This window comes from Marivita sp., assembly GCF_020055635.1.
Lineage (GTDB): Bacteria > Pseudomonadota > Alphaproteobacteria > Rhodobacterales > Rhodobacteraceae > Marivita.
This window is the reverse complement of sequence record NZ_JAIPUT010000001.1, coordinates 82,058-103,566: the sequence shown is the minus strand read 5'-3', so window position 1 is coordinate 103,566 and position 21,509 is coordinate 82,058. Positions and strand designations below refer to the sequence as shown.

Annotated in this window: 19 protein-coding genes; 13 read left to right on the top strand and 6 right to left on the bottom strand. The window is 64.5% G+C overall.

Going from position 1 to position 21,509, the window contains the following annotated elements; all coding sequences use genetic code 11:
- Positions 1-101: 101 nt before the first annotated feature.
- The gene (locus LCF60_RS00460) at positions 102-920 is read left to right on the top strand and encodes a sulfotransferase family protein (RefSeq protein ID WP_292289039.1); all 819 of its coding nucleotides are present in this window, start codon (positions 102-104) and stop codon (positions 918-920) included.
- Positions 921-1,000: 80 nt separating this feature from the next.
- Here the strand turns inward: LCF60_RS00460 and LCF60_RS00455 are convergent, their stop codons facing one another.
- Positions 1,001-1,591, bottom strand: coding sequence for a DUF1285 domain-containing protein (locus tag LCF60_RS00455; protein WP_292289038.1), 591 nt, complete (start codon positions 1,589-1,591; stop codon positions 1,001-1,003).
- A 69-nt stretch (positions 1,592-1,660) separates the two neighbouring features.
- On the opposite strand from LCF60_RS00455, the gene LCF60_RS00450 reads away from it, so the two are divergent.
- The 5 genes from LCF60_RS00450 to LCF60_RS00430 all read left to right on the top strand — a co-directional run bounded on the left by LCF60_RS00450 (position 1,661) and on the right by LCF60_RS00430 (position 8,984).
- Complete coding sequence (locus LCF60_RS00450; protein ID WP_292289037.1) at positions 1,661-2,668, top strand: MoxR family ATPase; 1,008 nt, start codon at positions 1,661-1,663, stop codon at positions 2,666-2,668.
- The gene (locus LCF60_RS00445) at positions 2,665-3,540 is read left to right on the top strand and encodes a DUF58 domain-containing protein (protein ID WP_292289036.1); all 876 of its coding nucleotides are present in this window, start codon (positions 2,665-2,667) and stop codon (positions 3,538-3,540) included. Before LCF60_RS00450 ends, LCF60_RS00445 begins: the two co-directional genes overlap by 4 nt.
- On the top strand, positions 3,537-6,308 hold the full coding sequence (locus tag LCF60_RS00440; protein ID WP_292289035.1) for a DUF4159 domain-containing protein: 2,772 nt from the start codon (positions 3,537-3,539) through the stop codon (positions 6,306-6,308). Before LCF60_RS00445 ends, LCF60_RS00440 begins: the two co-directional genes overlap by 4 nt.
- Entirely contained in the window at positions 6,308-8,350 is a 2,043-nt protein-coding gene (locus tag LCF60_RS00435; protein WP_292289034.1) for a hypothetical protein, read from the top strand. The genes LCF60_RS00440 and LCF60_RS00435 overlap by 1 nt, the downstream gene beginning before the upstream one ends.
- Before the next feature lie 115 nt (positions 8,351-8,465).
- Entirely contained in the window at positions 8,466-8,984 is a 519-nt protein-coding gene (locus LCF60_RS00430; RefSeq protein ID WP_292289033.1) for a lipocalin-like domain-containing protein, read from the top strand.
- A gap of 207 nt (positions 8,985-9,191) precedes the next feature.
- On the opposite strand, the gene LCF60_RS00425 is transcribed toward LCF60_RS00430, so the two are convergent.
- Both LCF60_RS00425 and LCF60_RS00420 read right to left on the bottom strand, forming a co-directional pair.
- The gene (locus tag LCF60_RS00425; protein WP_292289032.1) at positions 9,192-9,872 is read right to left on the bottom strand and encodes a DsbA family protein; all 681 of its coding nucleotides are present in this window, start codon (positions 9,870-9,872) and stop codon (positions 9,192-9,194) included.
- Positions 9,873-9,905: 33 nt separating this feature from the next.
- The gene (locus LCF60_RS00420) at positions 9,906-10,415 is read right to left on the bottom strand and encodes a DciA family protein (RefSeq protein WP_292289031.1); all 510 of its coding nucleotides are present in this window, start codon (positions 10,413-10,415) and stop codon (positions 9,906-9,908) included.
- Positions 10,416-10,497: 82 nt separating this feature from the next.
- Between LCF60_RS00420 and LCF60_RS00415 the strand changes: the two genes are divergently transcribed.
- Both LCF60_RS00415 and LCF60_RS00410 read left to right on the top strand, forming a co-directional pair.
- Positions 10,498-11,553 carry an A/G-specific adenine glycosylase gene (locus LCF60_RS00415; RefSeq protein WP_292289030.1) on the top strand — a complete coding sequence of 352 codons (1,056 nt, stop codon included), beginning with the start codon at positions 10,498-10,500 and terminating at the stop codon, positions 11,551-11,553.
- Between the two features lie 75 nt (positions 11,554-11,628).
- Positions 11,629-12,771, top strand: a complete 1,143-nt coding sequence (locus LCF60_RS00410) for an alkane 1-monooxygenase (RefSeq protein ID WP_292289029.1) — start codon at positions 11,629-11,631, stop codon at positions 12,769-12,771.
- 63 nt (positions 12,772-12,834) lie between these two features.
- Here LCF60_RS00410 and LCF60_RS00405 read toward each other — a convergent pair whose 3' ends face one another.
- On the bottom strand, positions 12,835-13,323 hold the full coding sequence (locus tag LCF60_RS00405) for a peroxiredoxin (protein ID WP_292289028.1): 489 nt from the start codon (positions 13,321-13,323) through the stop codon (positions 12,835-12,837).
- A 94-nt stretch (positions 13,324-13,417) separates the two neighbouring features.
- Here LCF60_RS00405 and LCF60_RS00400 point away from each other — a divergent pair, with 94 nt between their 5' ends.
- Together LCF60_RS00400 and rsmD are read left to right on the top strand one after the other, a co-directional pair.
- The gene (locus LCF60_RS00400) at positions 13,418-14,629 is read left to right on the top strand and encodes an FAD-dependent oxidoreductase (protein WP_292289027.1); all 1,212 of its coding nucleotides are present in this window, start codon (positions 13,418-13,420) and stop codon (positions 14,627-14,629) included.
- Entirely contained in the window at positions 14,626-15,201 is a 576-nt protein-coding gene (gene rsmD / locus LCF60_RS00395) for a 16S rRNA (guanine(966)-N(2))-methyltransferase RsmD (protein ID WP_292289026.1), read from the top strand. The genes LCF60_RS00400 and rsmD overlap by 4 nt, the downstream gene beginning before the upstream one ends.
- 123 nt (positions 15,202-15,324) lie before the next feature.
- Here the strand turns inward: rsmD and LCF60_RS00390 are convergent, their stop codons facing one another.
- Positions 15,325-16,374 carry a TRAP transporter substrate-binding protein gene (locus LCF60_RS00390; protein WP_292289025.1) on the bottom strand — a complete coding sequence of 350 codons (1,050 nt, stop codon included), beginning with the start codon at positions 16,372-16,374 and terminating at the stop codon, positions 15,325-15,327.
- Positions 16,375-16,640: 266 nt separating this feature from the next.
- Here LCF60_RS00390 and LCF60_RS00385 point away from each other — a divergent pair, with 266 nt between their 5' ends.
- Positions 16,641-17,609, top strand: a complete 969-nt coding sequence (locus LCF60_RS00385) for an MBL fold metallo-hydrolase (protein WP_292289024.1) — start codon at positions 16,641-16,643, stop codon at positions 17,607-17,609.
- Positions 17,610-17,645: 36 nt separating this feature from the next.
- Here LCF60_RS00385 and LCF60_RS00380 read toward each other — a convergent pair whose 3' ends face one another.
- Complete coding sequence (locus LCF60_RS00380; RefSeq protein ID WP_292289023.1) at positions 17,646-18,599, bottom strand: L-threonylcarbamoyladenylate synthase; 954 nt, start codon at positions 18,597-18,599, stop codon at positions 17,646-17,648.
- 138 nt (positions 18,600-18,737) lie between these two features.
- Here LCF60_RS00380 and LCF60_RS00375 point away from each other — a divergent pair, with 138 nt between their 5' ends.
- On the top strand, positions 18,738-20,438 hold the full coding sequence (locus LCF60_RS00375) for an acyl-CoA dehydrogenase (RefSeq protein ID WP_292289022.1): 1,701 nt from the start codon (positions 18,738-18,740) through the stop codon (positions 20,436-20,438).
- On the top strand, positions 20,435-21,481 hold the full coding sequence (locus LCF60_RS00370; RefSeq protein ID WP_292289021.1) for an MBL fold metallo-hydrolase: 1,047 nt from the start codon (positions 20,435-20,437) through the stop codon (positions 21,479-21,481). The genes LCF60_RS00375 and LCF60_RS00370 overlap by 4 nt, the downstream gene beginning before the upstream one ends.
- Positions 21,482-21,509: the final 28 nt, after the last annotated feature.

The window sequence follows — 21,509 nt, the reverse complement described above, 5'->3', positions numbered from 1 at the left end:
GATAAGCGCGTTCTGAGATTGAATAAACCGGCTTTCTTTGATTTTTTGTTTACGTTACCGGATGACAAAAGCCCGGAACGAGGCTGGAGGCGGTGAATATCATGGGATTTCCCGGAACGTGGATGACCGAGAGCGAGAGCATGGTCTATCGCGTGGTTCCCAAATGCGCGTGTTCGACCATTGGTCAGATCATGTTCTATTCCGACCACGGCGAATTCTTCGATGGCGACATCCACGATGCGCAGAAAGGCCTGCACAAATGGGCGCTGGACGCCAGCAAGGACGCGATCACCAAGCGCATCCAGTCGCATGATACCTATTCCTTCACCTGTGTCCGCAACCCCTACACCCGGATCCTGAGTTCGTTCTTCGACAAGATCTGTGGCATCCAGCGCAATGGCAAACGCTACCGGGGCAACCTTGTGCCGCTGCTGACCCAGAAATACGGGATCGAAGTGGGCGGCGAGGATGGCAAGCAGGAGTTCGACCAGGTCAAGAGCTTTCGTCGGTTCCTGCTTTTCGCACGCGACACGATCCGCTGGCGGCGCCCGATGGATCCCGACATCCACTGGTCCGCGATGTCAGGCCATATCAGCACCTTCATCGTCAATGGGGGCCGCTACGACAACATCTTCTGGACCGAGAACTTCAACGACGGGATGGCTTCGGTGCTTGAAAGGGTCGAAACACGCCAAAGCGTCAACCTCACCGAGATTCCGCGGTTCAACGAAAGCGAAGGTCATGGGCCCAAACGGGCGCATCCGGTCGAGGCGTATTTTGACGACCTGTCCATGCACCTGGTTTACGAGATCTACAAAAAGGATTTCGACCTGTTCAAGTACGACTTCGAGAACCCGGGCAACAAGATGCCCATCGGCGAGATCGATCTCGACGAAGTGCACGCCAAACTGGGCGACTGACGCGCGACGCGGGTCCGGGCGGTGCCAAGCGCCTTCGAAGGCGCTTTCAAAGCCGCTTCGAAGCGGCTTTCCGCGCAGGCTCAATCGGGCAGGTCTTCTGACGGGATGATGGAAAAGAACCGACCCCCGGACCAGACACCGAACCAGCTTTGCCCGTCCACGTCATGATGCGCGCCGCACTCGACCAGCCGGTAGAAACTCTTGCGGTCGATCAGCGCCTCGAGATTGTCGCGCACCAGCACATAGGGCGACGGTTCTCCTGTCTCGGGGTCGCGGCTGACCCGGATCGGATGGTCCGGCCCGGCCACCACCGTATCGCCGACATGGGTGGTAAAGGTCAGCACCTGGTCGTCCCCGTCTCCGGTGACCTCGAAATCGGTGGCGACGAACGGCGCGTCGTCCACGGTGATTCCCACCTTCTCGACCGGGGTCACGAGGAAATACTTCTCCCCGTCCTTGCGAAGAATCGATGAGAACAGCTTGACGAGGCCGGGCCGTCCGATGGGCGTGCCAAGATAGAACCACGTGCCGTCGCGGGCGATCCGCATGTCGAGATCACCGCAAAACGGCGGGTTCCAGCTGTGCACCGGCGGCAGGCCCTTGCCCTTGCTTGCCCGCGCAGAGGCAGCGATGCCTTCGGCGGACGGAATAACACGATCTTGTGCGCTCATTGCTTTTGCCATTTCCCCTTTGCGCGTTACAGTTTCTTAGAGAGATGTAATGCGCAAGGGAGACACGTCATGGTCGCAGCCGAAGATTTGGTGGCAGACATCGAAGCGCTGGAAGACAAGCTGGCACAGGCCAGAACGGCGATCACCCGGAGATTCATCGGTCAGGAACGTGTTGTCGAGCTGACCCTTGCTGCGCTTCTGTGCGGCGGTCACGGGCTGTTGATCGGCCTGCCCGGCCTCGGCAAGACACGCCTCGTCGAGACCGTATCGACCGTGATGGGCCTGAACGGCAACCGCGTTCAGTTCACCCCCGACCTGATGCCAGCCGATATCCTCGGCTCGGAGGTACTGGAAACCGGGTCCGATGGCAGCCGGGCGTTCAAGTTCATCCAGGGTCCGATCTTCTGCCAGCTTCTGATGGCCGACGAAATCAACCGCGCCTCGCCGCGGACGCAATCGGCGCTGTTGCAGGCGATGCAGGAAAAGGTGGTCACGGTGGCCGGCGAGACACGCCCGCTCGAGGCGCCCTTTCACGTGCTGGCGACCCAGAACCCGATCGAACAGGAGGGCACCTACCCGCTTCCCGAAGCGCAGCTTGACCGCTTTCTGGTGCAGATCGACGTGCAATATCCGGATCGAGCGACGGAAAAGGACATCCTGCTCGCCACCACCGGCGCCGAAGAGGCCGACGCCTACGAGGTCTTCACGGCGGCCGAACTGATCGCGGCGCAGAAATTGCTGCGGCGCATGCCCGTGGGTGACGCGGTGGTCGAGATGATCCTCGACCTGGTGCGTGCCTTCCGGCCGCATGATGAACTGGCCGGCTCGCGCGTCAAGGAAACCGTCTCCTGGGGCCCCGGTCCGCGCGCCGCGCAGGCTCTGATGCTGACGGTCCGCGCGCGGGCGCTTCTCGAAGGTCGGCTCGCCCCGGCGCCCGAGGACGTGATCAACATGGCGCGGCCGGTCCTGACACACCGGATGGCGCTCACCTTCTCGGCGCGGGCACGCGGCGAAGACCTTGGCGACCTGATCGACGACGTGGCCAGACGACTGGTCATGACCGAGGCGGCTGCGTGACGACAGTCACCACCCTCAGACAACGCGCGGAAGAGGAAGCCGGTCGGCTTCCGGCCCTCCTGGCGCGGGCCGAGCATCTTGCCGGCACCGTCCTGCTGGGCGAACACGGCCGCCGGCGCGCCGGGCTGGGCGACGATTTCTGGCAATACCGCCCGATGCAGCATGGCGACGCGCTGCGCGACATCGACTGGCGGCGCTCGGCGCGCAGCGACACGCAGTTCGTGCGCGAACGGGAATGGCAGATCGCGCAAAGCGTGATCCTCTGGGTCGATCAGGCCGCGTCGATGCGGTTCGCCTCCGACGCCAACCTGAGCACGAAAGCCGACCGAGCGCGGACGCTGGCCCTGGCCAGCGCGATCCTGCTGATCCGCGGCGGTGAGCGGGTCGGCCTGACCGGGTTCGACTTGCCGCCGCGCCGCGGACAGGCACAGATATCGCGCCTGGCGGAACTGTTGTCGGTGGACACTCCGGACGATTACTCCGAACCCGAGGCGCGCGGCATGATCCCGCAATCGCGCGCGATCTTCTTTTCCGACTTCCTGAACGATCCGACCGTGGTCGAGGCCGCCCTGACCAAGGCGGCCGACCGCGGCGTGCGCGGCGCGCTGGTGCAGATTCTCGACCCGAGCGAGGAACTGTTTCCCTTCGACGGGCGTACGATTTTCCAAAGCATGGGCGGCGGTGTCGTACACGAGACGCTCAAGGCAGGCGATCTGCGCGCGCGCTATCTTGATCGCCTGGCGGAACGCAAGGACCGACTTGAACAGTTATCCCGACTGACGGGCTGGCAATATCTTTGCCACCACACCGGCGACAGCGCGCAATCCGCACTGCTCTGGATATACCGGGCTATGGATGGGGCCCACAGATGACGCTTTTTGGTATCGGTTTCGCAACTCCCTGGCTTCTGCTCACGCTTCTGGCGTTGCCGATCCTCTGGCTGATCCTGCGCGCGGTGCCGCCCGCACCGATCCGGCGGATGTTTCCCGGCGTGGTCCTGCTTCTGGGCCTCAAGGATGACGACCAGGTCAGCGACCGCACGCCGTGGTGGCTTTTGCTGCTGCGGATGCTGGCGGTGGCGGCGCTGATCGTCGGGCTGTCCGGACCGATCCTGAACCCGGAAGACGAAGACGTGACCGCCCGCAATGGCCCCCTGCTTGTCGTGATGGACGGAAGCTGGGCCAGCGCCGCAAGCTGGCGCGCCCGGACACAGGCGCTCGACGGTCTGCTGGCACAGGCCGCACGGGATGACCGCCGCGTCGCGCTGCTCAAGCTGACCGCCCCCGAACCCACCAGCTTCCAGACCGCCGACGACCTGCGCACCCGGCTTGTGGGGCTGACGCCAGAGCCGTGGGAACCCGACGCCGATCAGGTCGACCGCGCTGCATCGCTCCTGCCCGAGGGCGCGTTCGACACCTACTGGATGTCCGACGGGCTTGACCGCGACACCCGCTCGGCGCTTCTCGACACGCTTCAGGATCGCGGCACGGTGACCGTGTTCGAAGCCGGACAGACCATTCTCGGTCTCGCCCCGGCGCGCTTTGAAGAGGGCAACATCGTGCTCACCGCCCGACGCGCCCAGACCGCAAGCGCGCGCGATGTGACCATCCTGGCCCAGGGCCGCGACCCGTCCGGCAACCCGACCGTCCTTGCCCGCGCAACGGCCGCCTTCGAGCCGGAGGCCGCCACCGCCGAAACGGCGCTGTCGCTGCCGTCGGAACTGCGCGCCCGGATCACCCGGTTCGAGATCGAAGGCAACCGCAGCGCCGGGGCCACGACCTTGCCCGACGACAGCCTGCGCCGCCGCGAAGTGGCCCTGATGGCCGGGCTCGAGGACCGCGAAGGGCTCGAGCTGCTGTCGCCGCTGCACTATCTCGAAAAGGCCCTCGAGCCGAGCGCCGACCTGCTGGACGGCTCGCTGATGGACATGATCCCGGCCAATCCCGACGTGATCGCGCTGGCCGATGTGGCAACCCTTGGCGCGGCCGAGGAAGAGGCCCTTCTCGACTGGCTTGAGGAGGGCGGTATCCTGCTCCGCTTTGCCGGACCGCGCCTTGCCGCAAGTGATGTGAGCCGCGACCGCGAAGACCCGCTGATGCCGGTGCGCCTGCGCGCGGGCGGCCGCAGCGTCGGTGGCGCCATGAGCTGGGGCGAACCGAAATCGCTGGCGGAATTCGGCGAAGACAGCCCGTTTTTCGGCCTCGACATCCCCGAAGACGTGACCGTCACGGCGCAGGTGATGGCGCAGCCCGATCCCGCCCTCGCCGACCGGGTGATCGCGCAACTGACCGATGGCACACCGCTGGTCACGCGCAAATCGGTGGGACAGGGCCAGATCATCCTGTTTCACGTCACCGCCAACGCCGAATGGTCCTCGCTGCCGCTGTCGGGCCTTTTCGTGAGTATGATGGAACGTCTGGCCATCGCCGCCGGAAACGCGGCGCAGCCCAGTGCCGAAGACCTGGCCGGCACGATCTGGCGTCCCAATGTGGTGCTCGACGCCTTCGGGTCGCTCAGCGATGGCAGCACGTTGGCCGGTGTGGCCGGCGAAGACCTGGTCGATGCCTCGCTCGGCCCCGACCTGCGCCCCGGCCTCTACCAGAGCCAGGACCGCGCGCTGGCGCGCAACGTGCTGTCGGCGGAAAGCACCCTCACCCCGGTCAGCTGGCCCGACGACATCAATGTCGAAGGGCTCGACCGGTCCGAGGAAACGCCGCTCGCCGGATGGCTGCTGGCGCTGGCAATCGCGCTTCTTCTGGCCGATATCCTGGCCTCGCTGCTCCTGTCGGGGCGCCTTTCGGGTCCGCGTGCGACCACCGCGGCCGGCATCGTTCTGGCCGCCCTGCTGATGCCGGTCCAACCGGCCCAGGCCCAATCCACGGAAGACGCCTTTGCCCTGGCCGCAACAGCCGAGGTGACTTTCGCGCATGTCGTCACCGGTGACGAAACGCTCGACGAGGTGGCGCATGCCGGGCTGGTCGGCCTGTCGGAAACCCTGTTCTTCCGCACGTCGGTCGAACCTGCCGACCCGGTCGCGGTGAACCTCGAAACAGACGAGCTTGCCTTCTTTCCGTTCCTCTACTGGCCGATCACCCCGGATCAGCCGACGCCTTCGGACGAAGCGTATTCCAAGCTGAACACCTACCTGCGGTCGGGCGGCATGATCCTGTTCGACACGCGGGATGCCGACATCGCCAATTTCGGCACCGGAAGCCCGAACGGGCGCAAGCTGCAACAACTGGCGGCACCGCTCGACATTCCGCCGCTGGAACCGATCCCCGAAGACCACGTCCTGACCCGCACCTTCTACCTGCTCCAGGATTTTCCCGGTCGCTACAACAGCCATGATGTCTGGGTCGAAGCCGCCCCGCCCGACGCCGAACAGGTCGACGGCATGCCTTTCCGCAACCTGAACGACAACGTCACGCCGGTGATCATCGGGGGCAATGACTGGGCCGCGGCCTGGGCGATGGACGCCCGCGGCGATCCGCTTTACCCGATCGGGCGCGGCTATTCCGGCGAACGCCAACGCGAGATCGCCTATCGCTTCGGGGTCAATCTGGTCATGCACGTGCTGACCGGAAACTACAAATCCGACCAGGTGCACGTGCCTGCGCTTCTTGACAGGTTAGGCCAATAATGACCGGCAGCATCGTTTTCGATCCGCTTCTTCCCTGGGGCTTCATCGCCGTGCTTGCCGGGCTGGCCGGGCTGGGCATCGCGCTTGCGCTGTGGCGCGGGTTGCAGGGCTGGGCCTTGCGGGCGCTGGCCGCCCTGGTTGTCCTCGCGGCCCTCGCGCAACCCTCCTACCAGGTCGAAGACCGCGCACCGCTGTCCGACATCGTGCTGATCGTCGAGGACAAGAGCGCGAGCCAGTCGCTGGCGGACCGGCTTGATGTCACGACCGACGCTGCGGCGGCGATCGCCACCGACCTGTCCACACGCCCCAACACCGAAGTGCGCCGGATCGAGGTCGGCGATGGCGAGGGCGACACCGGAACGCTTCTGATGTCGGCGGTGTCCGATGCGCTGGCCGAGGAACCAAGCGGGCGCATCGCGGGCATCTTCCTGCTCAGCGACGGACGCCTGCACGATCTCGAACGCACCCCCGACCTGCCTGCGCCGACGCATCTTCTGCTGACCGGCAAGGAAACCGACTGGGACCGCCGCCTCATCGTCCAGAACGCCCCGGCCTTCGCCATCCTGGGTGAACCCGTCACCCTGACGCTGCGGGTCGAAGATGACGGTGCCGCCCCCGACGACGCCTCCACGGTGATCGACATTTCCGTCGATGGCGAAGAGCCACAGCAATTCGACATGCCCATCGGCGAAGACATCGAACTGCCGATCACCCTGCCGCATGGCGGGCTGAACGTGATCCAGTTCACCGTGCCCACCGAGGATGACGAGCTGACCGAGCGCAACAACACCGCGCTTGTGCAGATCAACGGCGTGCGCGACCGTCTGCGCGTGCTGCTGGTCAGTGGCGAGCCGCATGCCGGCGGACGCACCTGGCGCAACCTGCTGAAATCCGACAGTTCGGTGGACCTCGTGCATTTCACCATCCTGCGCCCGCCGGAAAAGCAGGACGGCGTGCCAGTGACCGAACTCTCGCTGATCGCCTTCCCGACCCGCGAGCTGTTCCTCGAGAAGATCGAGGATTTCGACCTCATCATCTTCGACCGCTACAAGCGGCGTGGCATCCTGCCCGCGATCTATCTCGACAACGTGCGCAGCTATGTCGAACAGGGTGGCGCGGTGCTTGTGGCCGCTGGCCCGGATTTTGCCAGCGCGGACAGCATCTACCGCTCGCCGCTGGCCGATATCCTGCCTGCCGAACCGACCGCGCGCGTCTTTGAACGCGGCTTTCAGCCCACCATCACCGAACTCGGCGAACGTCATCCGGTGACAGCCGGTCTTGCCGGTCCCGAAACCTGGGGCCGCTGGATGCGCCAGATCGAGGTCGATCCGATCGGCGGCGATGTGGTTCTGAGCGGGATCGACGACAAGCCGCTTCTGGTGCTGGACCGCATCGGCGAGGGCCGCGTCGCGCTCATCGCGTCGGATCATGCCTGGCTCTGGTCGCGCGGCTTTGAAGGCGGCGGCCCGCAGCTGGATCTGCTGCGCCGCCTGGCGCACTGGATGATGAAGGAACCCGAGCTCGAGGAAGAGGCGCTCTGGGCCGAACCCACCGGCCAGACCATGCGGATCATCCGCCGGACACTGGACGAAGAGATCGGCGCGGTGACCGTCACCCGCCCCGACGGCACCGAGGAAGAGATCACCCTCGAGGAATCCAGCCCCGGCCGGTTCGAGGCGCTGTATACCGGGCCGGATATCGGGCTTTACCGCCTGGCCGAAGGCGACCAGACCGCCGTTGTCGGCCTTGGCCCCGCCGCCCCACGCGAGTTCGAGGAAACCATCGCCAGCGGCGACGCGCTGGAGCCGGCTGTCGATGGCACCAATGGCGGCGTCCGGCGTCTGGAAGACGGCGTGCCGGGCATCCGCGCCGTGGGCGAAGGCCGTCCGGCAGCCGGTCGCGGCTGGCTCGGAATCACGCCGCGCGAAGCGTTCGAGACGATGGACGTGACGCAGACGCCAATGCTGCCCGGCTGGCTGGTCCTGCTTCTGTCCGCCGGGCTGATCCTTGGCGCATGGCTGCGCGAAGGGCGACGCTCCTGACATCGGCCCCACGGGTTTCCGGCTGAGATCCGGCCTGTTAACAAAAAGTTAAGGGGGTGTCCGCAAGCCGTGTTGGCACACTTGGCCTGCCTTTAAGACCAGGATGTCGGGAGGTTTGCCCATTACTGATTGGCTCTGGGATCAATCGCTGGTCAAACGCAAAAGCTATGTGCATGATCTCGATAAACATCGGCCGGAGGACGCGTTTATGGCAGACATCGAGGCATTGATCGGTTCGTGGCGTATGGATGCGTGGACCCGCACATCGGTGGCGACCGGCGTGACCACTGACGCGTTGGGCCCTTCGCCGATAGGCTATATTGCTTACCATCGCTGTGGACGGATGATGGCATCCGTTTTCCGTCGTGATCGTTTCCCGCCAAAGGATCGGGCATGGACGACTGAGGAGAAAGCGCAGCTGTTCGATGACATGCTGGCGTATGTCGCCACCTACCATCTTGAAGAAGGTCGAGTCATTCACGAAGTCGATGGCTCTTGGAACCCGAATTGGCAGGGGGCACTGGACCGCCCTTTCACGCTCGAGGAAAATCGACTGTTCATCAGCGGGGCTCCGGGCATCGACCCTGCAACTGGAGAAGAAGTGATCTATCGCATGGAGTTCACCAAGGACTGAGCGACACAGGTGCCGTAGGCGTCCGTTCAGACAGAAAAGATACAAACCAACACAGTTTGCGGGCACCCCCAAAAATTAATAGGTCCGTATCGGCCCGAATGTTTCGCGCGCGAAACAATGGGTCCGGCGCGGACCTTTCATTGACGACACAAAAAAGACCGGCTCAGGAGGCCGGTCTTTTCTCGGTTTCAAAGGCTGGATGCCGGATCAGCTACCCAGCTTCTCGTCCAGGATTTCCTGAAACTCGCCATAGCTCATGTTCGAATAGGTCTCGCCGTCGATGACAAAGGACGGGGTCGAACTGATGCCGTGCTCTTCGGCATTCGCCTGGTACCATTCGATCAGGCCGCGCGCCTTGTCGGAGTTCGTCAGGCAGGATTCAAGCTGTTCGGTCTCAAGCCCGGCGATGCGTCCGATCTTGCGCAATTCGTCGGCAATAGCCGCCTCGGACCCGGCGCGGGACCAGTCGCTCTGGGTGTCGTAGATCATCTCGGTGATGCCGAAGAACCGGTCTTCACCGCCACAGCGGGCAACCAGCGATCCCCAGAGCCCGTACTTGTCGAAATAGACCTCGCGGTAGGTGAACTTGACCTTGCCGGTGTCAATGTAATCTTCCTTGATGTTCTTGAAGACGCCCTGGTGGAAGGTCGCGCAATGCGGACAGGTATAGGACGCATACTCGATCATCTCGACCGGCGCGTCTTCGGCGCCGAGCGTCATTTCCTGGATCGTCACCTCACCGGCATCGCTTTCCTGCGCATTGGCAGCGCCCGGCAGCGCGATCGCCTGCCCGTTCACTGTGGGAGTGTTGCCTGTACCGGCCACCCACCAGCCGCCGCCCGCCACGAGGGTCGTTGCCAGTGCAATCGTCATCAACCGTTGTTTCATTGCGAAACCCTTTGCTCTGTGTGCCTTGTGGACCTAGGTCCGATCTTGCGTTTTTGAATAGACGTTTGTCGCCAGACGTTCCAGCGCAGCGCGCAAGCCGTCATCCTGAACGCCGCCCGCAAGCTGCTGCGCCTCGGGCAGGATCGCGGCTGGCGTGTCATCCCGCGCCTTGGGACGGTGGTCGAAGCTCACCTGCCCCTCGGCAAAACCGGTCGAGGCGGTCTGCGTGACCCGCACGCGCGAAATGGCGTTGTAGCCATAGACCGCGTTCACCTTCTCGCGCAGCTTTTCCTTCTGCATTTCGAGGATCGGCGCATTGGCCCCGGTGGTCAGAAGCGTCAGCGTCGCCCCGAAGCCCCCGCGCCCGTAACGCACCTCGACGGGGCGGCTGATGGCGGCAATGTCCTCGCCTGCGATCTCGGTCCAGTGGGTCAGAAGCCGCGATTGCGCAAAGCCACGCGTCTCGGAGGTCTTGCGGATCTGTGTCTGCAAGAGGCTCGATGTGCGTTTGAAGCCTTTTGTGTAACCGGAGCGCGGCGGCATGTTTGACTCCCTCTTCCGAACGCTATTCTAGTGATCCGATGCCGCCGCAACCAGCCCACAAATGAGAACCGAAATCAAAGGTATGTCAGACCTGCGTGATCCGCCCGATCCGATCCTGCTGCTGGACTGGTACGACAGGCATGCCCGCACAATGCCGTGGCGTGTCGGCCCCGCCGCCCGCGCGCAGGGGATACGCCCGGACCCGTACCGCGTCTGGATGTCCGAGATCATGCTGCAACAGACCACCGTGGCCGCCGTCAAAAGCTATTTCGAGGCGTTCACGACCCGTTGGCCCACCATCAGCGATCTGGCTTTGGCCGAGGATTCCGATGTCATGGCCGCCTGGGCGGGCCTCGGCTACTACGCCCGCGCCCGCAACCTGCTCAAATGCGCCCGCGTCGTGCATGCGGATCACGGCGGCGTCTTTCCGGACAGCTATGACGGGCTGATCGTGCTGCCGGGGATCGGGCCTTACACGGCCGCCGCAATCGCGTCGATCGCCTTCGACCTGCCGGAAACCGTGCTGGATGGAAACGTGGAACGGGTGATGGCGCGGCTTCACGACGACCACACGCCCCTGCCCGCTGCGAAACCCGTCTTCATGGGCTACGCCTCGGCGCTCACGCCAAATGACCGCCCGGGTTGTTATGCGCAGGCGGTGATGGATCTGGGGGCCACGATCTGCACCCCGCGCAACCCGGCCTGTGGATTGTGCCCCTGGCGCAAATCCTGCGCCGCATGGGCAGAAGGCACAGCGAAGGACCTGCCGAAAAAGACCCCGAAAAAGCGCAAGCCCACCCGGTTGGGCATCGCCTACCTGGCGCGCCGGGTCGATGGCGCCTGGCTGCTGGAGCAACGCCCCGACAGCGGCTTGTTGGGCGGGATGCTGGGCTGGCCCGGCAGCGAGTGGAACGACGCACCGGCCGAGGACCCGCCGATCCGCGCCGAGTGGCGCACCCTGCCCGCCGAGGCGCGCCACACCTTCACGCATTTCCACCTGAAACTGACCGTCAAGACCGCGCTTGTGCCGATGGACCGCACACCGGCCCGGGGGCATTTCGTCGAGGCCGAAGCGTTTGATCCGGACGATCTGCCCACGGTCATGCGCAAGGCCTATGCATTGAGCAGGGGCACATGAGGGTTCGCGACGTCGCGCTTGGTGAAACCTGCAAGACGCTGCTAAGCTGCCCTCAGAAACCGAGCATGCAGTCCCATGTCTGACAGCCTTTCCAGCCCCCCTTCCACACGTCTGCCCTTGCGGGCCGCGCTGCCGTTCTGGCTGTCGCTGGTGATGATCCCGCTGGTCCTGTCCGCCGCGCTTATCGGAGGGGTCTGGGTGATCGTGCCGATCATCGCCACCTGGGGTGTGTTCGCCACGCTGGATGCAGCGCTCGGGCTGAACACCGACAACCTCGATCCAGAGACCAGGGACAGCGCGCTGTACTGGCACCGCATGATCACCCTCATCTGGCCGCTGCTGCAATTCGCGATGATCTTCGGGCTGGTCTGGTACATCCCCCGCGCCGATCATCTGGGACCGCTCGAGATCTATTTCGTGACGGTCGGAATGGGGGTGCTGTCGGGCAGCGTCGGCATCGTCTACGCGCATGAGTTGATGCACCAGCGCAACAAGTTGGAGCGCTGGCTAGGCGACATCCTGATGTGCATGGCGCTTTACGGGCATTTCCGGTCCGAGCACCTGCTGGTCCATCACCGTCATGTCGGCACACCGCGCGACCCGGTGACGGCGCGCTACAACGAAAGCTTCTGGCGGTTCTATCCCCGCGTGCTGCGGCAAAGCCTCGTGTCGTCGTTTCGCGCCGAACGCGACATGCTGGCCCGCAAGGGGCTGCAATGGTGGCATCTCGGCAATCCGTTCTGGCGCTACGGGGCGCTGCAGGCGGCGTTTCTGGCCCTGGCCTTCGCCTTGGGCGGCTGGCTGGGCGTGCTCATCTTCGTGTTGCAGGCGGCCTCGGCGGTCTTTCAGCTCGAACTGGTGAACTATGTCGAACATTACGGGCTGACGCGCAAATACCTCGGCCAGGGCAAATACGAACACGTCAAGCCGCGCCACAGCTGGAACGCGTCGCACACCGCGTCGAACTGGTTCCTGATCAACCTGCAACGCCATTCGGACCACCATTACAAACCCGACAGGCGGTTTCCGCTCTTGCAGACCCATGACGAGACCGAGGCACCGCAATTGCCATACGGCTATCCGGTGATGACCTTCTTTGCCTTGTTCCCGCGAAAATGGCGGGCGATGATGAACCCGCGCGTCAAGACGTGGCGCGCGCGGTATTATCCGGAAATCAACGATTGGACCACGTACAACAAGGCCCGGCACGCAGAGTGATCCGCCACCGGGCCTGAACTCTTCGAAGAGTTCACGGCAATCCTTCGAAGGATTGCCCCGCGCTCAAAGCTCTGCGAGCAGGGATTCCCCACCGGACACTTCGCAGACACCCGGGCTTTCCTCGACATGCAGGGTGGTGATCTTGCCGTCATCGACGATCATCGCATAGCGCTTGGACCGCCCGATCAGACCGGCAGGCGGTGCGTCGAAATGGAGACCCATCGCCTTGGTAAAGCTGCTGTCCGCGTCACCCAGCATGGTGATGCCCGCGTCGGTCGCGCCGGTCGATTCGCCCCAGGCTTTCATCACGAAGGGATCGTTCACCGACACGCAGATGATCTCGTCCACGCCTTTTGCCATGAACTGGTCCTTGGTGCGGATGAAGCTGGGCACATGGGCCGCATGACAAGTCGGGGTGAAGGCCCCCGGCACGGCGAAAACGGCCAGTTTCTTGCCTTTTGCATGTTCGGCCAGGTTCACGGATTCGGGGCCGTCGGCGCCCATTTTCACAAGTGTGGCCTCTGGCAGAGCGTCGCCCGGTGCAATTGTCATGATTCGTCCCTCGTTGAAGAATTGCATTTATGATGACCAGCCATATAGGGTCGCGCGGGATGAGACCAATGGCCCCGTGCAAAAAGGTTCAGCGATGAAACATGTTATTGTCGTCGGCGCCGGGCAGGCCGGGGCCTCCTGTGTCGCCCGGTTGCGGGCGAAGGGCTTTGACGGGCAGATCACGCTGATCGGCGAGGAACCGTTTCCGCCCTACCAGCGCCCGCCGCTGTCCAAGGCCTACCTGCTGGGCGAGATGGAGCGCGACCGGCTCTACCTGCGACCCGAAAGCTTTTACGCGGAACAGGGCATCACGCTGAAGCTGGGCGCGCCGGTGACCGCCATCGACCCGGCTGCGCAGACGCTGCGCGTGGGCGACGACGTGCTGCGCTATGACGACCTGGTCCTGACCACAGGCTCCACCCCGCGCCGTCTGCCCGCCGCGATCGGCGGTGACCTGGACGGCGTGATGGTGGTGCGCGGCCTGCACGATGTCGATGCCATGGCCGCGCGCTTTGCCAAGGGCGCGCGGGTGCTGATCGTTGGCGGCGGGTATATCGGTCTCGAAGCGGCGGCGGTTGCGGCAAAGCTGGGGCTGAAGGTCACGCTTGTGGAAATGGCCGATCGCATCCTGCAACGGGTGGCCGCGCCCGAGACATCGGATTTCTTCCGCAAGGTGCACAGGGATCACGGTGTCGACCTGCGCGAAGGCGTCGGTCTGGATCACCTCACCGGCACGGAGGGCCACGTGACCGGGGCCGTGCTGAGCGATGGCAGCACGGTGCAGGTGGATTTCGTGCTGGTCGGCGTGGGCATCGCGCCGAACACCCAGCTTGCCGAGGCCGCCGGGCTGACGATCGACAACGGCATCGCGACCGACGCCAATGGCCGCACATCGGATCCGCATATCTGGGCGGCGGGCGATTGCGCCTCCTTTCCGTGGCAGGGACAGCAGATGCGGCTTGAAAGCGTCGGCAATGCCATCGATCAGGCCGAATGCGTGGCCGACAACATCCTGGGCAATGCGCGCGCCTATGATGCCAAGCCGTGGTTCTGGTCGGATCAGTACGAGGTCAAGTTGCAGATTGCCGGTTTGAACGCCGGCTATGACCGCATCGTGACCCGCAGGGGCGACGGCGATGTGGTGTCGCATTGGTATTTTGCCGGGGATCGGTTGCTGGCAATCGACGCGATGAACGATCCGCGCGCCTACATGGTGGGCAAGCGTTTGATCGAGATGGGCAAATCCCCCGATCCGGAGGCGATCCGCGACACGGGCACCGACCTCAAGGCGCTTCTGAAGGCGTGAGGATCATCGCGGGGCTTTATCGGGGCCGGGTTCTGGCCAGTGTCGGGAAGGGCGATCCGGGCGCACATCTGCGGCCGACGACAGATCGGGTGCGCGAGAGCCTGTTCAACATGCTGGGCGGTGGCCGCTTCGGCGATCCGTTCGACGGCGCGCATGTGCTCGACCTGTTCGCAGGGACAGGCGCGCTCGGGCTCGAGGCGCTGTCGCGCGGGGCGGCGTCGGCGGTGTTCGTGGATGACGGGCGCAAGGCTCTGTCGCTGATCAAGGCCAATATCAAGAGTCTGGGCTGCGACACGGCGCGGGTGGTCACGCGGGATGCCACGCGGCTGCCGCCCTGCGACACGGACGCCGCGACGCTGGTGTTTCTCGATCCGCCTTACGGCAAGACCTTGGGGCAAAAGGCGCTGGCGGCGGCGGTGGCCGGCGGGTGGCTGGCGGATGGGGCATTGATCGTCTGGGAGGAAAATGCGCCGCAATTGGCGCCCGAAGGGTTCATCCGGCTGGACACGCGGCGCTATGGCGATTCTCACGTGACCGTCTTGCGGTTTGGGAACGGGCCGGCGACCGCATAGCGTTTGACGTCACGCGCCCGGTCGCGCGGGGGGCAGGAGAACGCCATCTGCGGCGGGCGTTTTTGCGTCGACGCAAAAACGACGCGGCATCGATGCCGCGTCGCCCCTGGCTGCCGGTCCGGCCTAACCGTCGGTATCGGTGGCGGTGTCGCGTGTCGCCTCGACCGCCGCGCGGGCGTCGTCGACCAGTTGCGCCGCATCCAGACCGCGCTCGGTCATCTCGGCGATCCAGTCCTGCGTGACCGCATTGCCCAGCGCCACGATCCGCGCGGTTTCGGCCTCGTTCAGCGTGGCGATCTCGTTGCCCGCGTCTTCCATGAGCGCCCGCCCCTCGCGGTCGCCAATGTCATGCGCGCGGCCCGCCATGGCCGAGGTTTCAAGCCCCGAATTGGCGTCGATCACCGCCTTGAGGTCATCGGGCAGCGCATTGTAGCTGTCCTTGTTCATCGCCCACAGGAAATAGAGGTTGTAGAGCGACTTGTCGCCCGCCACATCCGTATGGCTGTCTGTCAGTTCATCGAGCTTGAGCGAGGGCGACATCTCCCACGTGATCACACCGCCATCAACGACGCCCTTCGACAGCGCTTCAGGAAATTGCGGCACTGGCAGGCCGATGGGTTCCGCCCCCAGCTTGTCGAGCAGCAAGGTCGCCGGCCGCGACGGGCCACGCAGCTTGAGACCGGCGAAATCGGTCAGGTCCTCAATCGCGGGCCCGGTCTTGTGCACGATCCCCGGCCCGTGCATGTGCGCGGCGATCAGGTGCACGTCGGCGAAATCGTCCATCAGATGCTGCTGCGTATAGGCCCACGCGGCGCGCGAGGCTTCCTCGGCGCTCTTGGTCACCATGAAGGGCAATTCCAGCGCCTCGGCTTCGGGGAAACGGCCCGGCGTGTATCCGGGGATCACCCAGCCGCCGTCGATCACGCCATCGCGGATCAGGTCATATTGCGCGGTGGCTTTGCCGCCCAGCTGCATGAACGGGTAGATCTCGATCTTGATCCGGTCGTTCGATTCGGCTTCGACCTTTTCGACCCAGGGATCGAGAAAATATTTCGGGTTCGCCGAGTTCGGCGACACGAAATGCTGAAAGCGCAGCGTGACCTCCTGCGCGATCCCGGCGGTTGCGGTCATGCCAAGCATGGCGGTGAAAGCGGCTGTCTTGAAAAAGCCCATGGTCTGCGCCTCCTGTCTGAAGCGAAAAAGCGTACTGCTGCACCGCAGCACGGTGGTCATGTAAGGCTTCGGGTCGGTGGTTGCAAACGACTCGCATCTGCGGCGCGACCGGCTTGGGGCTATGACCCTGAGCTTTCAGCCCTATTTCGCGATCGGTGGGAATTGCTGTCGGTCCTTCCCCGTCGCAGATTTTGCAAATCGCAATTGCAGCGCGTATCGCCCCCATGTTATTCACAAATCTGAATTTATCTCTGGGAGGAGACACCATGCTTTTGCGCCCGACACGCCGCAGTTTTCTGAAAACCGCCGCAGCGATGCCTGCCTTTGCGCTTCCCGGCGTGCAGGCCCTGGCCGAACTGGGCGGACCGGAGGGCGGCAATCCGGCCCATTTCCGGTTCACGCTGGGAGATGCAAGGATCACCATCCTGTCGGACGGATACCTGGCCCTGCCGACCGAGGGGCTTGGGGTAAACGCAGACCCCGCCGAGGTGAAGGCGTTCCTGGCGCAGCATTACCTGTCGACCGAAACCAACACATCGCACACCAATCACCTGATCGTCGAGATTGGCGGCAACACGGTGCTGGTGGATGTCGGATCGGGCAATCGGTTCATGGACACCGCCGGGCGGCTCTGGGCGAATATGGATGCGGCGGGGATCGACGCGTCGGGCATCACCCATGTGGTCATCACCCACGCACACCCGGATCACATCTGGGGTATTCGCGACGATTTCGACGAGGCGATCCTCCCGGGTGCCGCCTATTTCCTGGGCGAGACCGAGCATGATTACTGGATGCAGGACGGGCTGGCGACACAGGTGCCGACCGAGATGCAGCAATTCGTTGTCGGCGCACAGAACTCGATCACTGTCGATGGCGCAGACTGGGAACTGATGTCGGACGGGTTCGAGGTGGTTCCCGGTGTCCGCGTGATCGACACACCCGGCCACACGCCGGGCCACATGGCGGTGGTCGTGGAAAGCGGCGGCCAGCAACTGATCGCGCTTGGCGACGCAATGAGCCACGCCTACACCAACTTTGCGCACCCCGAGTGGTACAACAATTTCGATTCAGACGGGGATCAGACCGTGGCCACCCGCAAGCGGCTTCTGGACATGGCCGCGACCGACCGGATGGCCGTTCTGGGCTATCACTTCCCGTTCCCCGGCGTGGGACATGTCATGCGCGACGGCGAGGCCTACAGCTTTGTTCCGGCGCTCTGGAAGTTCGACTAGAGTCCTGCCGGGCGCTGGATGGCAGGGCCGTAGGCGTCAATCGTCGCGCGGCGCGGCGGCCCGGCTGAGACGGTCGTTTATCGCGATGCCCAGCCCTTCATGCGGGATCGGCGACACGGCAATCACCTCGGCCCGGCGGGCGTCCAGCTGGTGCAGGTAGTCGAAGAGATGCGCGGCGGCCTCGACCAGATCCTCCGTCTCGGACAGGTTGAGATCGCAGTCCACCTCTCCGAAACCGAGCCGCAATTCACCCGGCAGCCATTCGGTCGCGTTCAGACGGACATGGGCATGCGGCGCGTAATGCGACATCAGCTGGCCCGGCGCGGAGATTGCCTCGGCCTTGTGCCGGACGGCCAGGTGGCGGCCCAGCGTGTGGGCGAGGTCTTCTTCGGTGATGCCTCCGGGGCGCAGCAGAACGGGCTTGTCCAGCAGGCCGACAATCGTCGATTCCACGCCGACCGCGCAGGCGCCGCCATCGACGACCGCGTCCACCCGATCACCAAGGCTGGCCACCACATGCGCCGCCTGGGTCGGGCTGATCTGCCCGGACCGGTTGGCCGAAGGCGCGGCCACGCCACATCCAGCCGCCCTGAGAATGGCGCGCGCCGTGGCATGGGCCGGAAGCCGCACCGCGATCGTCTCGAGCCCCGCCGACACCAGCGGCGAGATCGGGCTGTCGGCGCGTTTCTTCAGAACCAGCGTCAGCGGTCCGGGCCAATAGGTCCGGGCCAGGAGCTCGGCCTCGGTCGTCCAGTGCACGTTCTGTTTCAGCGTGTCGAGATCGGCGAAATGCACGATCAGGGGATTGAAGCTGGGCCGGCCCTTGGCCTCGTAGATCCGCGCCACCGCGCGATCGTCGCAGGCATCGCCGCCAAGGCCGTAGACCGTCTCGGTCGGGAAGGCGACAAGGCCACCGGTGCTCAGAATCCTTGCGGCACGGCTGTGCCCTTGGGCCGTGTCCGGCAGGATCTCGGGGGAAGACAGGTTCATCCGTCGTGACGCCGCGTTTTTGTTGATGGCACGGACCGCATTCGTCAGGGTCGCACCATATTTCCAAGCTGCTTACCGTTCCCGAACCCGAATGCCAAGCCGCGTGACAGTCGCCAAGACACCAGAGGACCCGAACGCATGACCTATCGCGCCCCCCTTTCCGAATTCCGTTTCCTGTTGGACCACGTGGTCGGGTTCGAACACGTGGCAGCGACCGACCGCTTTGCCGAGGCGACACCCGAAACCGTCGACGCGGTTCTGGGCGAAGCGGCCAAGTTGTGCGAAGAGGTCCTGGCCCCGCTGCGGCGCGCCGGTGATCTGCATCCGGCGCGGCTTGAGAACGGCGTTGTTCGGACCTCCCCGGGGTTCGACGAGGGCTACCGGGCGATTGCCGAGGGTGGCTGGATCGCGATTTCCGCCGATCCGGAGTTTGGCGGCATGGGCCTGCCGATGGCGATGGCCACCGCGGTCAACGACATGATGAGCGCCGCCTGCCTGTCGCTCCAGTTGGCGCCGCTGATGACGCAGGGCCAGATCGAGGCGATCGAGAATCATGCCAGCGACGAGATCAAGGCGCTGTACCTGCCCAAGCTGATTTCCGGCGCATGGATGGGCACGATGAACCTCACCGAACCGCAGGCGGGCAGCGACGTGGGCGCGTTGACGACCAGGGCCGTGCCGAATGGCGATGGCACATATGCGATCACCGGGCAGAAGATATACATTTCGTGGGGTGACAACGATTTCACCGAAAACGTCTGCCATCTTGTCCTTGCCCGACTGCCCGACGCGGTGCCCGGCACCAAGGGGATCAGCCTGTTCCTGGTGCCCAAGCGCATTCCGGATGACACTGGCGTGCCCGGTGTCGCCAACAGTCTCCGGGTGGTAAGCCTCGAACACAAGATGGGTCTGCATGGCAGCCCGACCGCCGTGATGGAGTATGACGGCGCGACCGGCTGGCTGATCGGCGGGGAACACGACGGCATGCGCGCCATGTTCACCATGATGAACAATGCGCGGCTTGGTGTCGGTGTGCAGGGCATCGGCGTGGCCGATGGGGCCTATCAGCACGCGCTGGCCTATGCCGAGGGCCGCAAGCAGGGCCGGACCGAGAACAACTCCATCACCGATCATGCCGATGTGCGCCGGATGCTGGCGACGATGAAGGCCGAGACCTTTGCCTCGCGTGCGATTGCGCTGGCCAATGCGGTGGCGATCGACATGGAGACCGCGACGGGACATGCCGACTGGGCCGCGCGCGCCGCCCTTCTGACACCGATCACCAAGGCGTTCGGCACCGAGACCGGGATTGACGTGGCCGAGCTTGGCGTGCAGGTGCATGGCGGTATGGGATTCATCGAAGAAACCGGCGCGGCACAATATTCGCGCGATGTGCGCGTGACCGCGATTTACGAAGGCACCAACGGCATCCAGTCGATGGACCTTGTCGGACGCAAGCTGATGGATGGCGGCGACGCGGCCTACAACCTGCTGGACGAGATGGAGGCCGAGGCTGAAGCGACCCGCGCCGATCTGCCCGACCTGGCCGAAGCGGTCTGGCAGGCGTGCGAGACCTTGCGTGAAACCACCGAGTGGATGGTCGCCCAGGGCGCGCAGGACCGTTTTGCAGGCTCCGTGCCCTATCTGCGTGGCTTCGCCCGCGTGCTGGGAGCGCATTTCCACCTCAAGGCGGCCCGCGCAGATAAGGGCGGCGCCCATGAGCGGTTGGCGACCTTCTATATCAACCGCCTGCTGCCCGAGCATGCCGGCCTGCTGGCCCACGCACGGCAGGGCGCGGACGCGCTTTATGCCCTCAGCCTGGATGATCTGGCGGCATGAAGGACCGGAGCACAGGCGGCATACGGTATCCGTGGGACACCCCGCCGGAAGAGGGCAGCGCGACAGAGGTCGCGGACGGCATCCTCTGGATGCGCCTGCCGCTGCCGATGAAACTCGATCACGTGAATGTCTACGCGCTGGACGATGGCGACGGCTGGACCTTGGTGGACACCGGCTTTGCCTCGCAGCATGGCAAGGCGCTCTGGACCCGGTTGATGGACGGGCCGCTGAAGGGCAAGCCGGTCACGCGGGTGATCGTCACCCATCACCACCCCGATCACATCGGCATGGCCGGCTGGTTCCAGTCCGAGCACGGCGTCGAACTGATCACCACGCGCACCGCCTGGCTGATGGGGCGGATGCTTCAGCTTGACGTTCAGGCTACCCCCAGTGCCGAAACGCTTCGCTTCTGGCAGCGCTGCGGCATGGACCCGGCGATCCTCGAAAAACGCAAGACCGAACGGCCCTTCAATTTCGCCGATTGCGTTGCGCCTCTGCCTCTGGGCTACACCCGCATCCGGCAGGACGACACGATCACCGCGGGCGGGCGGACTTGGGACATCCATATCGGCAACGGCCATGCACCCGAACATGCCACGCTCTGGTCGCGCGATGACAATCTCATCCTTGCCGGTGACCAGATCCTGCCGTCGATCAGTTCGAATATCGGCGTCTATGCCACCGAACCCGAGGCCGACCCGGTGGCCGACTGGCTCGAAGCATGCGAGCGCCTGTCGACCATCGCCCGCGACGATCACCTGGTTCTGGGCGGTCACAAACTGCCCTTCACCGGGCTGCCGCTGCGGCTGCATCAGTTGATCGAAAACCACCACGGCGCGCTGCGCCGCCTGGAGGCGCATCTCGACACGCCCAAGGCGGCAGGCGCCTGCTTTGCGCCGCTGTTCAAGCGCAAGATCGGCGAAGCCGAATACGGTCTGGCCCTTGTCGAGGCGATGGCGCATTGCCAGCATCTCTGGCACGAGGGCCGCGCCACCCGAAGACTGAGCGATGAGGGTGCGTGGCTCTTTCAAGCCAAAGCCTGAACCTCTCCGGTTTCGAAATATCCCGGGA